General features: G+C 65.0%; 11 protein-coding genes. 10 read left to right on the top strand and 1 reads right to left on the bottom strand.

Translation table 11 applies throughout. The features are described 5' to 3' along the window. Positions 1-52 precede the first annotated feature (52 nt). From guaB to KAK09_RS01260, 3 genes are all read left to right on the top strand, one after another. Positions 53-1,501 (top strand): IMP dehydrogenase, encoded by a 1,449-nt coding sequence (guaB, locus tag KAK09_RS01270; RefSeq protein ID WP_210877020.1) that lies wholly within the window; start codon positions 53-55, stop codon positions 1,499-1,501. A gap of 39 nt (positions 1,502-1,540) precedes the next feature. Next, positions 1,541-2,704, top strand: coding sequence for an RsmB/NOP family class I SAM-dependent RNA methyltransferase (locus tag KAK09_RS01265; RefSeq protein WP_210877019.1), 1,164 nt, complete (start codon positions 1,541-1,543; stop codon positions 2,702-2,704). A gap of 108 nt (positions 2,705-2,812) precedes the next feature. After that, on the top strand, positions 2,813-5,119 hold the full coding sequence (locus tag KAK09_RS01260) for a hybrid sensor histidine kinase/response regulator (protein WP_336244402.1): 2,307 nt from the start codon (positions 2,813-2,815) through the stop codon (positions 5,117-5,119). 24 nt (positions 5,120-5,143) lie between these two features. On the opposite strand, the gene KAK09_RS01255 is transcribed toward KAK09_RS01260, so the two are convergent. Continuing rightward, positions 5,144-5,782 carry a gamma-glutamyl kinase gene (locus KAK09_RS01255; protein ID WP_210877018.1) on the bottom strand — a complete coding sequence of 213 codons (639 nt, stop codon included), beginning with the start codon at positions 5,780-5,782 and terminating at the stop codon, positions 5,144-5,146. Between the two features lie 204 nt (positions 5,783-5,986). Between KAK09_RS01255 and recA the strand changes: the two genes are divergently transcribed. The 7 genes from recA (at position 5,987) to KAK09_RS01220 (ending at position 14,203) form a co-directional block, all read left to right on the top strand. Then, on the top strand, positions 5,987-7,057 hold the full coding sequence (recA, locus tag KAK09_RS01250) for a recombinase RecA (protein WP_210877017.1): 1,071 nt from the start codon (positions 5,987-5,989) through the stop codon (positions 7,055-7,057). Between the two features lie 86 nt (positions 7,058-7,143). Then, a complete protein-coding gene (gene alaS / locus KAK09_RS01245) occupies positions 7,144-9,807 on the top strand; it encodes an alanine--tRNA ligase (protein ID WP_210877016.1) in 2,664 nt (887 codons plus the stop codon). Positions 9,808-9,818: 11 nt separating this feature from the next. Next, positions 9,819-10,103, top strand: a complete 285-nt coding sequence (locus KAK09_RS01240) for a DUF1330 domain-containing protein (RefSeq protein ID WP_210877015.1) — start codon at positions 9,819-9,821, stop codon at positions 10,101-10,103. Between the two features lie 20 nt (positions 10,104-10,123). Further along, positions 10,124-10,408, top strand: a complete 285-nt coding sequence (locus KAK09_RS01235; RefSeq protein ID WP_210877014.1) for a DUF1330 domain-containing protein — start codon at positions 10,124-10,126, stop codon at positions 10,406-10,408. A 74-nt stretch (positions 10,409-10,482) separates the two neighbouring features. After that, the gene (locus KAK09_RS01230) at positions 10,483-11,787 is read left to right on the top strand and encodes a sensor histidine kinase (RefSeq protein ID WP_210877013.1); all 1,305 of its coding nucleotides are present in this window, start codon (positions 10,483-10,485) and stop codon (positions 11,785-11,787) included. After that, positions 11,784-12,773, top strand: a complete 990-nt coding sequence (locus KAK09_RS01225) for an NADH-quinone oxidoreductase subunit B family protein (protein ID WP_210877012.1) — start codon at positions 11,784-11,786, stop codon at positions 12,771-12,773. Before KAK09_RS01230 ends, KAK09_RS01225 begins: the two co-directional genes overlap by 4 nt. Further along, positions 12,773-14,203 (top strand): nickel-dependent hydrogenase large subunit, encoded by a 1,431-nt coding sequence (locus tag KAK09_RS01220; RefSeq protein ID WP_210877011.1) that lies wholly within the window; start codon positions 12,773-12,775, stop codon positions 14,201-14,203. The genes KAK09_RS01225 and KAK09_RS01220 overlap by 1 nt, the downstream gene beginning before the upstream one ends. Positions 14,204-14,228 lie beyond the last annotated feature (25 nt).

The raw sequence follows: 14,228 nt of genomic DNA, 5'->3' as shown, positions 1-14,228 counted from the left end.
GGGGATACATGCGATAGGGACGCGCCAAACGAGACATCCATGGAGAAGCGGAATGGAGATTCGCGAGGCGCTCACCTTTGATGACGTTCTGCTGGTGCCGGCGGCATCATCGGTCCTGCCCTCGACCGCCGATACCCGCACCCGCGTCACGCGCTCCATCCATCTCAATATCCCGCTGTTGAGTTCGGCCATGGACACCGTAACCGAAGCGCGCATGGCGATCTGCATGGCGCAGGCGGGCGGCATGGGGGTCATTCACCGGAACCTGAGTGTCGAGGAACAGGCGCAGGAGGTGCGCCGTGTCAAGCGGTTCGAGAGCGGAATCGTCTATAACCCGATCACGCTGCGCCCCGATCAGACCCTGGCCGACGCCAAGGCTTTGCAGGAACGCTATAATGTCACCGGCTTTCCGGTCGTGGATGAATCGGGCCGCGTCGTGGGCATCGTCACCAACCGCGACATGCGCTTTGCCGAGGACGAAAAGACACCGGTGCGCGTGATGATGACCTCGGACAATCTCGCGATTCTTCAGGAGCCTGCGGATCGCGACGAGGCGAAATCGTTGATGAAGGCACGCCGCATCGAGAAACTGCTGGTGACCGACGGGCAGGGCAAGCTGACGGGCCTGCTGACCCTGCGCGACACCGAACAGGCCGTGCTCAATCCCACTGCATGCAAGGATCCACTCGGGCGGTTGCGTGTCGCGGCGGCCTCGACCGTGGGCGATGCAGGCTTCGAGCGCACGGCGGCGCTGGTGGAGGCGGGTGTGGACATGGTGGTGATCGACACCGCGCACGGTCATTCCGAAGGCGTGGCGCGCGCCGTCGAACGGGCCAAGACACTTTCGAACGAGGTGCAGATCGTGGCGGGCAACGTCGCGACCGCTGAAGCCACACGCGCGCTGATCGACGCGGGCGCCGATGCGGTCAAGATCGGGATCGGGCCGGGCAGCATCTGCACCACGCGGATCGTGGCGGGCGTCGGCGTGCCGCAGTTGACCGCGATCATGGACAGTGCCGGGGCGGCCGGCGACGTTCCGGTGATCGCCGATGGCGGCATCAAGTTCTCGGGCGATTTCGCCAAGGCGATTGCGGCCGGCGCCTCCTGCGCCATGGTTGGCTCGATGCTTGCGGGCACCGACGAGAGCCCCGGCGAAGTGATCCTCTACCAAGGGCGCAGCTTCAAGGCCTATCGCGGCATGGGCTCGCTCGGGGCCATGGCGCGCGGCTCGGCGGACCGCTATTTCCAGAAAGATGCGGCCTCTGACAAGCTCGTGCCCGAGGGAATCGAAGGGCAGGTTCCCTATAAAGGCTCGGCCGCGACGGTGCTCCATCAGCTTGTCGGAGGCTTGCGCGCCGCCATGGGCTATACCGGCTGCGCGACCGTTGACGAGATGCGCACCATGTGCCGTTTCGTGCGGATCACCGGGGCGGGACTCAAGGAAAGCCATGTCCATGATGTGCAGATCACCCGAGAAAGTCCCAATTACCGTATTGGCTAGGCTTCAAAAGGTCTTAAACGCTGAAACGAAGGTAGTTTCATGACCCCCGGCGCTCGTGTTGCGGCGGCGATCGTCGTGCTTGACTCGGTCCTTGAAGGTGCCCCGGCCGAGCGCGCCCTGACCAACTGGGCGCGTGCTGCGCGCTATGCCGGTTCGGGCGATCGCGCGGCGGTGCGCGATCATGTCTTTGGCGCGCTGCGCTGTTTGCGTTCTTTCTCCGCGCTTGGCGGAGGCGGGGACGGGCGCGCCCTCATGATTGGCAGCTTGCGCGCTCAAGGCATTGATCCAGATATTGTTTTTACAGGTCAAGGGCATGGACCCGCACCGCTTTCCGATATCGAGAAAGGGGGCGGACATACCCCGAGCGAGGCGGAAGCGCGCGATCTTCCCGACTGGCTCTGGCCATATTTCGAGGCCTCTCTCGGGCCCAAGGCAGCCGCCACCGCCGAGGCCCTGCGCCACCGTGCACCTGTCACGCTGCGCGTCAATGCGCGCCGGATCACGCGCGAGGCAGCGCAGGATCGGTTGAGCCGCGAGGGGATCGGGACGCGCGCCGTTGAGGGGGCGAGCTTCGCACTCCAAGTTCTTGAAGGTGTGCGGAAAATATCTCGGTCCATGCTTTACCGAGAGGGGCTGGTCGAGCTTCAGGATGCCAGCAGTCAGGCCGCGATGGAGGCGATTGCGCTGCCAGAGGGGGCGCGGGTGCTCGACTATTGCGCCGGTGGCGGCGGCAAGACGCTGGCGCTGGCGGCGCGACTGGACTGTGATTGGTTTGCCCATGACGCCGAGCTTCGGCGCATGACAGACCTGCCGGCGCGCGCCGCGCGTGCGGGCGTCCACATACGCCTGTGCGACACGCGCGAACTTGACGCGCTCGCGCCCTTCGACGCGGTGCTGTGCGATGTGCCCTGTTCGGGCTCCGGCACATGGCGGCGTGCGCCGCAGGCAAAATGGGCGTTGACGCCCGATCGTCTGCGGGAACTGACGGGCATCCAGAAGGACATCCTGCGTCGCGCTGCGGCACTGCTCGCACCAACGGGTGTGCTGATCTACGCGACCTGTTCGGTTTTCCGGCTCGAGAACGAGGATGTTGTGGGCAAAGCGTCAGGTGCCGCTCCGGGATGGTCGAGGCGCACCTGCCGTCGCTGGCAGGTTGATGCGGAAGGTGACGGCTTCTTTCTGGCGCACCTTTGGCGCGAATGAAAATTATTATAGTCAATCTTGACGAGAATTTCGGGTGGCCGTTAAGTCGATGTTAAGCCTTCGTGCGCAGGATCGCATGAACAGGCATTGGCATGAAAGGTGCGGCAGGTGGCTTTCCCGGAGAGTCCTGCGCAGGATTGGCAAACGCGCGGATCGCAGTCGGGGCGACGGGGGCTGGCTCTGGTGGTGGCCGCGGTCGTTCTGGCCCTCACGGCACTCCTGCTGGGTGATCGCACGCTTGCGCAACCGGTCGCGCTGTCCGCGGTGGTGATCTTACTTGGCGCGCTCTGGCTGCGCATCGGTCGGGCCGTGGCGCAGCGCCGCGCCCGCAGCGTCCGGGCTGATGTGATACGCCTGTTCGAGGATGATCCCGGTGCCGTGCTGCTGAGTGTCGCAGGCGGATGCCTCATCTTTGCGAATCACTCCGCGCGCAGGTTGTTCGGCAACAATGGCCAGGGCACGCTCGCCACACTCCTGAAAGAGCATCTGGCCAATCCGGGCGCCCTGCTCTTCCGGATGGAAAGCCGGGCCGAGGCCGTGGGCTCTTCGGTCGAGGATATCGTCACTCGCGACGGCCACATGCGCATCGTCCTGCACCGCGCCGGTGAGGGGCAGTTCGTCTGGCGCTTCGAGGTCCCTGCTGCGCGCGCCACGCAGGCATCGGATCAGCATCCGCTGCCCATGCTGACGCTCGGCCGCAACAATACCGTTCTCTACATGAATCCGGCCGCGCGTGAACTTGTCGGTGCCCGTGTCCCCTCGCTGGAGGCACTCGGGCTGACAGCGCCGCAATCCGGCAGCCTGTGCGAGATATCCACAGCCGCAGGACAGGTGCCTTGCATTTTTGTCGAACTGTCGGGGATCGCCGGGCGGCGCGAGATCTACCTTCTACCAGGCGCCCGGAATCCCGTGACCATGCCTGACAGCTGGGCGCTCTTCGATGACCTGCCCGTGCCGCTTCTCAAACTTGCGCGCGATGGCACCGTTCTGCGGGCCAATCCGCCGGCGCGTGCGCTACTGGATCATGCATCTCCCGACCCCGTTCTGCTTTCCGAACTTCTGGAGGGTCTCGGGCGCCCGGTTTCCGACTGGGTCGCCGACGCCGCCGCCGAGCGCGGATCGCTCAAGCCGGAATTCCTGCGCCTGCGCGGCAACGACAGGGACGCATTTGTTCAGGTGGCGCTGGGGCGCGCGCGCGATTCCGGCGAGATCGTTCTCATCGCCGTGCTGAGCGACGCGACCGAACTCAAGTCGCTTCAGGCACAATTCGTGCAGAGCCAGAAGATGCAGGCGATCGGCCAGTTGGCGGGCGGAATCGCGCATGACTTCAACAACCTTCTCACCGCGATCGCGGGACACTGTGACCTGCTGCTGATGCATCGTGATCCCGGAGACCCCGAGTATTCCGACCTCATGCAGATCAACCAGAACGTCAACCGCGCGGCCTCGCTGGTCGGGCAACTGCTCGCATTCTCGCGCAAGCAGACATTGTGCCCCACGCTTCTGGACCTGCGAGACACGCTTGCCGACCTGACCCACCTTCTCAATCGCCTCGTCGGAGAACAGGTGTCGCTGACCCTCGATCACGAGCCGGGGCTTTGGGCCATTCGCGCCGACAAGCGCCAGATCGAGCAGGTCATCATGAATCTCGTGGTCAATGCGCGCGACGCAATGCCGGGCGGCGGCGAAATACGGATCGTGACCCGTAATCGGGTTCTTGACGCACCCTTGCAACGGGACAGGGCAGTCGTGGCGTCGGGCCGATATGTGACGGTCGAGGTCAGCGATACCGGCCATGGCATCGCGCCCGACATGATCGCCAAGGTGTTCGAGCCGTTCTTCACGACCAAACGTGTGGGGGAGGGAACCGGGCTCGGGCTGTCGACCGCTTACGGGATCGTAAAGCAGACAGGCGGATTCATCTTTGCCGACAGCACCGAGAACGAAGGCACCACGTTCCAGCTGCTTTTCCCCGCCCATGACCATGCTTGCGTGGTCGAGCCCGTGCCTGAGCCTCTGACCCTGGCCGCGGCGGTCAGCGTTGGCGTCGTACTCCTGGTGGAGGACGAGTTGCCCGTCCGGGCATTCGCCAGCCGCGCGTTGCAACTGCGCGGCTTTACCGTGCTCGAGGCCGGATCGGCCGAAGAGGCACTCGAGCTCCTGACCGATCAGGCCTGCCATGTCGATGTGTTCGTGACGGATGTCGTGATGCCCGGCATGGACGGGCCGAACTGGGTCCAGAAGGCCCTGGCGCTGAGACCGGAGGTTCGGGTTGTGTTCATGTCGGGCTATGCGGAAGAGACCTTCGGCGACATCCAGGCGCGGATCGACAAGTCAGTATTCCTGCCGAAACCGTTTTCCCTCAACGATCTCGCCGAGACGGTCCAGAGGATGATGACGATGAAGGTGACATGAGGCGCGTCAAGCGCCCGCTTCCCGTCAGCGTGGCGCGCGCGCCACCGGGTGCGGCTCATACGCGCCGTCATCACCGATACCGGCATAGAGCGCGAAGTCGGCCGCATGGCGCCGGCGCAGCAGATCGAGCGTTTCCGGATCCAGAGCGAGCGGGCGCTCCGGGGACTGGTTGACTGCCTCGGGCATCACCGCGACACCGAGACGCGACTCCAGAAACCGGCGCAATCCAGCCTGGTCGTCATAGCGGAAAAGATGCGTCACCCGCGTCCCGTTGCGTTGCGGCTCGAGGAATTTCGCCTGGCTTCCGACCCGGGCGCAGTCAGGCGGATGGGCGCTGCAATAGGCGCGCACGAAGGCGTCGAACTCCAGACCATGGGTGCTGTTGGGATGCCCGCGCAGCGCCGCGCGCCCGCGGTAGCGATACCAGCTGCCCAGCCAGTCCAGCGGCTCTCGCATCACCGCGACGATCGCGATATCGGGGCCGACGAACCGTTCTACGGCCTGCCGGAAAAAGCGGTTGTAGCGAAAGACCGGCGCGTGCTTGAGCTCGGGCGGCGCATTGATCACAAGGGCGGCATGTTCGGAAAGCGCGCGCGCGTAGGCTGTCGTGCCCGTTTTCGGCACCGACAGGAAAACCAGCTTTTGTTGAGCAAAGATCAGCACGGCGGGACGCTCTCGGTTCGCGGGCCGGAAAACTCATCCGGCAGAAAAATCGTAACCTTGTGTTAAGTCTTTGAGACCAGAGTGTCACCAGTCGTTTTCCTGTTGCAAAGTTCTCTTTTTGTGCTCATGGTGCAAACGGAACATAGCAGGAACAAGAGTTGGCATTGCCGCCTCAGGCGGCCTGTGAAATAACGGAGCGAACACATGGCAATGGCGGATCTTCTCTCGATGGACAACAAACGCAGCGCGGACAAGCAAAAGGCCCTCGACAGCGCGTTGGCGCAGATCGAGCGGCAATTCGGCAAGGGTTCGATCATGAGGATGGGCGGCGACAATCCGATCGCCGATATCGAAGCCACCTCGACCGGTTCCATCGGACTCGACATCGCGCTTGGCATCGGCGGCATTCCCAAGGGCCGCATCGTCGAGATCTACGGGCCGGAAAGTTCAGGCAAGACAACGCTGACACTGCATTGCGTGGCCGAGGAGCAGAAGAAGGGCGGGGTTTGCGCCTTTGTCGATGCCGAACATGCGCTTGATCCGATCTATGCGCGCAAACTTGGTGTCGATCTTGACGAGTTGCTGATCTCGCAGCCCGACACCGGCGAACAGGCGCTCGAGATCGTCGATACGCTGGTGCGCTCCGGTGCGGTCAGCCTCATCGTGATCGACTCGGTCGCCGCGCTGACTCCGAAGTCGGAGCTTGAGGGAGAGATGGGCGATTCGAGCGTGGGCGTCCACGCGCGCCTGATGAGCCAGGCCATGCGCAAGCTCACCGGTTCGATCAGCCGGACCAAGTGCACGGTGATCTTCATCAACCAGATCCGCATGAAGATCGGGGTGATGTTCGGCAGCCCGGAGACGACGACAGGTGGCAATGCGCTCAAGTTCTACAGCTCCGTGCGCCTTGACATCCGCCGGATCGGCGCGATCAAGGATCGTGACGAGGTGGTAGGCAACGCCACCCGCGTCAAGGTGGTCAAGAACAAGGTTGCGCCGCCTTTCAAGCAGGTGGAATTCGACATCATGTACGGCGAGGGCATTTCCAAGACAGGTGAACTTCTGGATATGGGCGTGAAGGCCGGCGTGGTGGAGAAGTCCGGCAGTTGGTTCAGCTATGGAGATGAACGCATCGGTCAAGGACGCGAGAACGCCAAGAGCTATCTGAAGGAGAATCCAAAGACCGCCCTTGAGATCGAGGACAGGATCAGGGCGGCGCATGGCCTTGATTTCAGCGTTCCCGGCGGCGTGGACGATGATGTCATGGAAGCCTGAGGGCGCAGGTTCTGCGGTGGACACGGGGCGCGGGCGGGGCTAAATCGGCTCAACCGCGTGCCCATACCAGCCGGAAGTGCCAATCCATGCCAACGCTCAATGAAATCCGCTCTACCTTTCTGAACTTCTTCGAGCGCAACGGTCACCGAGTCGTCGATAGCTCGCCGCTGGTGCCGCGCAATGACCCGACGCTGATGTTTACCAATTCCGGCATGGTGCAGTTCAAGAACTGCTTTACCGGGGTCGAGCACCGCGATTACGTGCGCGCAACCACCAGCCAGAAATGCGTGCGTGCCGGCGGCAAACACAACGATCTTGATAATGTCGGCTATACCGCGCGCCACCATACATTCTTTGAAATGTTGGGAAATTTCAGCTTTGGCGACTATTTCAAGGAACAGGCCATTCCCTATGCCTGGGATCTGCTGACGCGCGATTTCGGCATCGACAAGTCGAAACTTCTGGTCACCGTTTACCATACCGATGACGAGGCCGCGGAAATCTGGAAGAAATACGCAGGGCTCCCCGACGAACGGATCATCCGCATCGCCACGGATGACAATTTCTGGTCGATGGGGCCGACCGGCCCGTGCGGCCCCTGCACCGAGATTTTCTATGACCATGGGCCGGAGATCTGGGGTGGCCCTCCGGGATCACCAGAGGAGGACGGTGACCGCTTCATCGAGATATGGAACCTCGTTTTCATGCAGAACGAGCGGTTCGAGGACGGCACCATGCGCGCGCTCGACATGCAGTCGATCGACACGGGCATGGGGCTCGAGCGGATCGGCGCGCTCTTGCAGGGCAAGCACGACAATTACGATACCGACCTCATGCGCGCGCTTATCGAGGCGAGTGCGCATGTCACCAGCCAGGACCCGGACGGGCCAGGGCGCGTGCATCACCGGGTGATCGCGGATCACCTGCGCTCGACCTCCTTCCTGATCGCCGATGGTGTCATGCCCTCGAACGAGGGACGCGGTTATGTGCTGCGCCGGATCATGCGCCGGGCCATGCGCCACGCGCACATGCTTGGTGCGAAGGATCCGGTCATGCACCGGCTTGTGCCTGCGCTCGTGGCGCAGATGGGGCAGGCGTTTCCGGAACTTGGACGCGCGCAGGCGTTGATCGAAGAGACGCTGCGGCTTGAGGAAACGCGCTTTCGCCAGACGCTCGAACGCGGGCTGCGCCTTCTCGACGAGGAACTGGCCGGGCTGCCCGAGACGGCGGCATTGCCCGGCGAGTCGGCGTTCAGGCTCTATGATACCTACGGCTTTCCGCTCGATCTGACGCAGGACGCGCTGCGCGAGAAGGGGCGCAGCGTCGATACCGACGGCTTCGATGCCGCCATGGCCGCGCAGAAGGCCAAGGCGCGCGCGGCCTGGGCCGGCACGGGTGAGGCGGTCGATCAGGCGATCTGGTTCGACATCGCCGAGGGCAAGGGTGCAACGGAATTTCTGGGTTACGACACCGAGAGTGCCGAAGGTCAGATCATGGCGCTGGTGCAGGAGGGCGCGGCGATCCAGGGGGCGCCCGAGGGCGCGCGCGTTCAGATTGTGGTCAATCAGACGCCGTTCTATGCCGAGGCGGGCGGTCAGGTGGGCGATACCGGCGTGATCGTGACCGCAACGGGGCGCGCGCGCGTGACTGACACGAAGAAGATCGCGGGCGTGTTCGCGCATCTTGCCGTGATCGAGGAGGGCGAGATTTCGACCGGGCAGGCCGCGCGCCTCACCGTCGATCACGCCCGTCGCAGCGCCATCCGCGCCAACCATTCGGCCACGCACCTGCTCCACGAGGCGCTGCGCCGTGCGCTCGGGGATCACGTCGCGCAACGCGGATCGCTCAACGCGCCCGACAGGCTGCGCTTTGATTTCAGCCATGCCAAAGCGCTGAGCGACGAGGAACTCGTCCGGGTGGAGGCCGAGGTAAACGAATTCATCCGCCAGAACAGCCCTGTCACCACGCGGATCATGACCCCCGACGATGCCCGTGCCATCGGCGCGCAGGCGCTTTTTGGCGAGAAATACGGTGACGAGGTGCGGGTCGTGTCGATGGGCACGCTGGAAGGCTCTGGCAAGGGAGCCAATGGCGCGACCTATTCGATCGAGCTTTGCGGCGGCACGCATGTGGGGCAGACCGGCGATATCGGCACCTTCGTGGCGCTTGGCGACAGCGCGTCAAGCGCGGGCGTGCGACGGATCGAGGCGCTTACCGGGGCGGCGGCCGTCGCGTATCTGAGCGGGCAAGCCGCGCGGCTCGGTTCGGTCGCCGCCGATCTCAAGGCGCGGCCCGAGGATGTCCCCGACCGCGTGCGCGCGCTGATGGACGAGCGCCGGGCGCTGGCCAACGAGGTGGCGCAACTGCGCCGTGAACTGGCCATGGCGGGCGGTGCAGGGCGGGCAACGGCCCCCGAGGCGCGCGAAGTGGGCGGCATGAGGTTCCTTGCGCAGGTGCTTTCGGGCGTGGAGGGGCGCGATCTGCCGCCGCTCATCGACGAGATCAAGGCGCGGCTTGGCAGCGGAGCGATCTTGCTTATTGCCGATACCGGCGGCAAGGTGGCGGTGGCGGCGGGCGTGACCGATGATCTGCTGACGCGTGTCTCAGCGGTCGATCTGGTGCGCGCGGCGGTGCCTGCGCTCGGTGGCAAGGGCGGCGGTGGCCGGCCCGACATGGCGCAGGGTGGGGGCAGCGATATTGCTGGCGCCGAGGCGGCGATCACGGCAGCGGAGGCGGTGCTCGCTTCCTGAAAGGAGGGGGAATGAGTGCCTATATCATTGGTCGGATCACGGTGACCGATCCGCAGGATTACCAGTCCTATGCCGCGCAGACCGTGGCGCTCGCCGAAAAATTCGGCGGTCGGTTCCTGGTCAAGGGCGGCGCGCAGATGGTGGTGGAGGGCAATTGCCCCGACCGCCATGTGATCATCGAATTTCCCGACCGAGACGATGCGCTTGCGTTCTACAATTCCGACGCCTATCGCCGCATCCTGCCGCTTGCGCTGTCGTCGAGCAGCCGCGATCTTGTCATCGTCGATGGCGTCTGACCCTGGTAAAGGAGTATCCCATGCCCGCCCTCTGGATTGCCCATGTGACCGTCACCGATACCGAGGCTTATGGCCGCTATGCCGCGCTTGCCGGGCCAGCGATCGCCAGACATGGCGGCGCGTTCATCGCGCGCGGCGGGCGCTATGTGCAGCTTGAGGGGCGTGACCGGGCGCGCAACGTGGTGGCGCGCTTTCCCTCGCTCGAGGCGGCGGAGGCCTGTTATCACAGTCCCGAATATCAGGCGGCGCTCGATCATGCACGCGGCGCATCCGAGCGCGATCTCGTCATCGTCGAAACCACCTGATCTGCCGCGCTTTTCTTTCGCGCGTCCCGGACGTAGGCTGAATACCGGATCCGGCGAGAGGAGAGCGCAGGGTGATGGGCGATGTCAGGCAGGATCTGGGTGATCAGGCATGGGGCGATGTGCTGCGCGCCATGGACCGCACCTATGCGGAACTGGTCGATTATCAGGAGCAGCTCGAGAGCCGCAATGCCGAGTTGACCGATCTGCGGCGGTTCCTGTCGTCGATCATGGTCTCGATAAGCGACTATCTCGTGGTGGTGGATCGCGGGGGTGTGATTGCCGATGCAAGCGCATCTTTCTGCGCCGCTCTCGGGCAGGAGGTTGCGGCACTGGCGGGCCGCCCCCTGCGCGGTTTTCTCGCCGCCCCTGACGCGGCGCGTCTCGATGAAGCGATGACCGAGGCGCTGGCGTTGCGCCGTCCGATCACGCTCGGGGCCGATCTCGTCACGCCCGGCGGGCCGGAGCCGGTGGAATTCTCGCTCTCGCCACAGCTTGACCGCCGGCGCAAATGCACGGGCGCGGTGCTGACGGGGCGGCCCATGGGGGAATTGCGCCGTGCCTATGAGCGGCTTGAGCAGAGCCACGAGGAATTGAAACAGGCGCAGGCGCAGCTTGTGCGCAACGAAAAGATGGCCTCGCTCGGGCGGTTGCTGGCCGGGGTGGCGCATGAACTCAACAATCCGATCAGCTTTGTCTATGCCAACACGCACACGCTCGAGAAATACCTGGCAAAGTTCGAGACCTATTTCGAGCGCGTGCAGGCCGGGGCGAGCCGCGCCGAGTTGATCTCCCTGCGCGAGGAATTGCGCCTTGATCGCAATCTCGCCAATCTCGCGCATGTGGTGCAGGGCGCGCGCGAAGGCGCCGAGCGGGTGCGCGACATTGTCGAGGATCTGCGGCGCCTGTCGGCGGATGGCGCGGGCGAGATGAACGATTTCGATCTGGTCGAGGTGGCGCGCGTCGCCGTCAACTGGATCGAGCGCGGCAGCAAATCTGCGCTTGAAATTGCGTTTTCCGGCGCGGCGCAAGCATGGGTGCGCGGGCGGCCGGGCCATATCCAGCAGGTGCTGATGAACCTCGTGCAGAACGCCGTCGATGCGATGGAGGGGATGGCGCGGCCCGCGCTCACGCTTGATTTCGCGCAGGCAGGCGATACGGTCACGCTCACGCTCACCGATATCGGCCCCGGCATCCCGCCCGAGACGCGCGCGGCCATCTTCGATCCGTTCTTCACCACCAAGGACGTCGGCAAAGGCACCGGTCTTGGCCTTGCCATCTCGCACAAGATCGTTGCCGAACATGGCGGCGCGCTGGAAGTGGTCGAAACGCCGTCGCCGGGCGCGGTCTTCCGCCTGACGCTGCCGGGGGTAGGGGTATGAATATCCTCTGGCTGCAATCGGGTGGCTGCGGCGGCTGCACCATGTCGCTTCTGTGTGCGGAGGATCCCGACGTGCTGACGCTGCTCGAGGGCGCGGGGCTGGAGTTTCTCTGGCACCCGACGCTGAGCGAGGCCAGTGGCGCACCTGTCCGCCACCTGCTTGAGGATCTGCGCATGGGTCACGCGCCGCTCGATATTCTCTGTGTCGAAGGCTCTGTTCTGCGCGGTCCGAACGGAACAGGTCGGTTTCACATGCTGTCAGGCACGGGCCGGTCGATGCTCGACTGGGTGCGGGATCTGGCGCCCAGGGCCGCGCATGTGGTCGCCGTCGGCACCTGTGCCACCTACGGCGGCATCACCTCGGCGGGCGAAAACCCGAGCGATGCGGTCGGGCTGCAATATGACGGTGCGCATCCTGGCGGTGCGTTGGCGGCCGGTTTCCGGTCGCGCGCGGGCCTGCCGGTCATCAACGTGGCGGGCTGCCCCACCCATCCGGACTGGGTGACCGAGACGCTTCTCATGATCGCGGCGGGCGAGATGCACGCCGAGGCGCTCGACCCATATGCCCGCCCGCGCTTTTACGCCGACCATCTCGTGCATCATGCCTGCCCCAAGAACGAGTTCTACGAATACAAGGCCAGCGCGACGCGGCTATCGGAAATGGGCTGCATGATGGAGCATCTGGGCTGCATCGGCACGCAGGCCGTGGGCGATTGCAACATTCGCGGCTGGAATGGCGGCAGTTCCTGCACGCGGGCGGGCTATCCCTGCATCAACTGCACCGCGCCCGAGTTCGAGGAGCCTGGCCATGGTTTCTCCGAGACCCCCAAATTCGCAGGGATCCCGCTGGGCCTGCCCTCGGACATGCCAAAGGCGTGGTTCATGGCGCTGGCAAGCCTGTCCAAGGCAGCGACACCCCCGCGCATTGCCGCCAACGCGCGCGCTGACCGCATCGTCGTGCCGCCAAGTGTCAAGGGGCCAAAATGATGAGCGGGGCGCGGCTTCTGGTCGGACCGTTCAACCGGGTCGAGGGCGATCTGGAGGTCACGCTTGACGTGGCGGAGGGGCGCGTGCGCGCGGCCCGTGTCAATTCGCCTCTTTTTCGTGGCTTCGAGCGGATGCTTCTCGGCAAGGGCGCGATGGACGCGCTCACGATCACGCCGCGCATCTGCGGCATCTGCTCGATCAGCCAATCGGCGGCTGCGGCGCGCACGCTGGCCGCAGCGGGCGGCATCACGCCTGCGCCCGAGGGCGAGAAGGCTGCCGCGCTGTTGCACGCGGTCGAGAACGTGGCCGACCACATGACCCATTTCAACCTTTTCTTCATGCCCGATTTCGCGCGGGCCGACTATGCCGGGCAGGGCTGGCATGCGCGCGCTGTTGCGCGCTTTACCGCGATGACGGGCACGGGGCTTCATGCGGCGATCGAAGCGCGGGCGCGGCTTTTGCATATCGTCGGGCTTCTGGGGGGCAAGTGGCCGCATACCATGGCGATTCAGCCGGGAGGAGTGACGCGCGCGCCGACGATGCGCGACAAGCTGCGGATGCAGGCGGGGCTGCGCGCGTTCCGGGCCTATCTGGAGGCGCAGATGTTCGGCGCGCCGCTGGAGGATTTCGTGGCGCTTGACAGCATCACCGCGCTGGAGCGGTGGACTACGGGCGACGTGGCGCTGTTTCTGGAAATCGCCGCCACGGCGGGGCTGGCGGATATGGGGCGGGGCGCGGGACGCTACCTTAGCTTCGGGGCCTATCCGGGGCCGGAGGGTCACGCCTTTGCCGCCGGTCTCTGGGTCAATGGCGCGCCTGCGCTGCTTGATCCCGCAGCGATCACCGAGGATCTGAGCCACGCCTGGATGCTGGGCAGGACGGCGCATCCCGCGGCGGGCGAGACCGTGCCCGATGCGGCGATGCGCGCGCCCGGCTATAGCTGGTGCAAGGCGCCACGCCTGGGCGGGCTTCCCTTCGAGACCGGCGCACTGGCACGGCAGGTGGTGGACGGGCATCCGCTCGCGCGTGCCTTGGCGACCGAGGGCGGGGTGCGGGCGCGGGTGATCGGGCGGCTGCTGGAGATCGCACGCACACAAGGGATAATGGAGCAGCTGGTGGCCGGGATGATCCCCGAGGCGTGCTTCATGGCCGATTGGACCGCCCCGCAGGAGGGCACGGGTGCGGGGCTGGTGGAGGCGGCGCGCGGCGCGCTTGGCCATTGGTGCCGGATCGAGGGCGGGCGCATCGTGTCGTATCAGATCATCGCGCCGACAACCTGGAATTTCAGTCCGCGCGATGTGCAGGGCGTGCCGGGGCCGCTGGAGGCGGCGCTGGTGGGGGCAGAGGTGCGCGCGGGCGAGGAGACGCCGCTTGCGGTGCAGCATATCGTGCGCAGCTTCGATCCCTGCATGGTCTGCACGGTGCATTGATGAGGGCGCGTGTGGCAGGGCGGTC

Source organism: Roseovarius autotrophicus (assembly GCF_018069895.1).
Taxonomy (GTDB): Bacteria; Pseudomonadota; Alphaproteobacteria; order Rhodobacterales; family Rhodobacteraceae; genus Roseovarius; species Roseovarius autotrophicus.
The sequence above is the reverse complement of the archived record's forward strand: the minus strand, read 5'-3'. Positions and strand labels throughout refer to the sequence as shown.

Bases quoted from the DNA above. Each gene is read 5' to 3' on its own strand.
- KAK09_RS01265 (WP_210877019.1), top strand. From the start codon at position 1,541: ATGACCCCCGGCGCTCGTGTTGCGGCGGCGATCGTCGTGCTTGACTCG.
- guaB (WP_210877020.1), top strand. From the start codon at position 53: ATGGAGATTCGCGAGGCGCTCACCTTTGATGACGTTCTGCTGGTGCCG.
- KAK09_RS01225 (WP_210877012.1), top strand. From the start codon at position 11,784: ATGAATATCCTCTGGCTGCAATCGGGTGGCTGCGGCGGCTGCACCATG.
- KAK09_RS01230 (WP_210877013.1), top strand. From the start codon at position 10,483: ATGGGCGATGTCAGGCAGGATCTGGGTGATCAGGCATGGGGCGATGTG.
- KAK09_RS01240 (WP_210877015.1), top strand. From the start codon at position 9,819: ATGAGTGCCTATATCATTGGTCGGATCACGGTGACCGATCCGCAGGAT.
- KAK09_RS01220 (WP_210877011.1), top strand. From the start codon at position 12,773: ATGAGCGGGGCGCGGCTTCTGGTCGGACCGTTCAACCGGGTCGAGGGC.
- recA (WP_210877017.1), top strand. From the start codon at position 5,987: ATGGCAATGGCGGATCTTCTCTCGATGGACAACAAACGCAGCGCGGAC.
- alaS (WP_210877016.1), top strand. From the start codon at position 7,144: ATGCCAACGCTCAATGAAATCCGCTCTACCTTTCTGAACTTCTTCGAG.
- KAK09_RS01235 (WP_210877014.1), top strand. From the start codon at position 10,124: ATGCCCGCCCTCTGGATTGCCCATGTGACCGTCACCGATACCGAGGCT.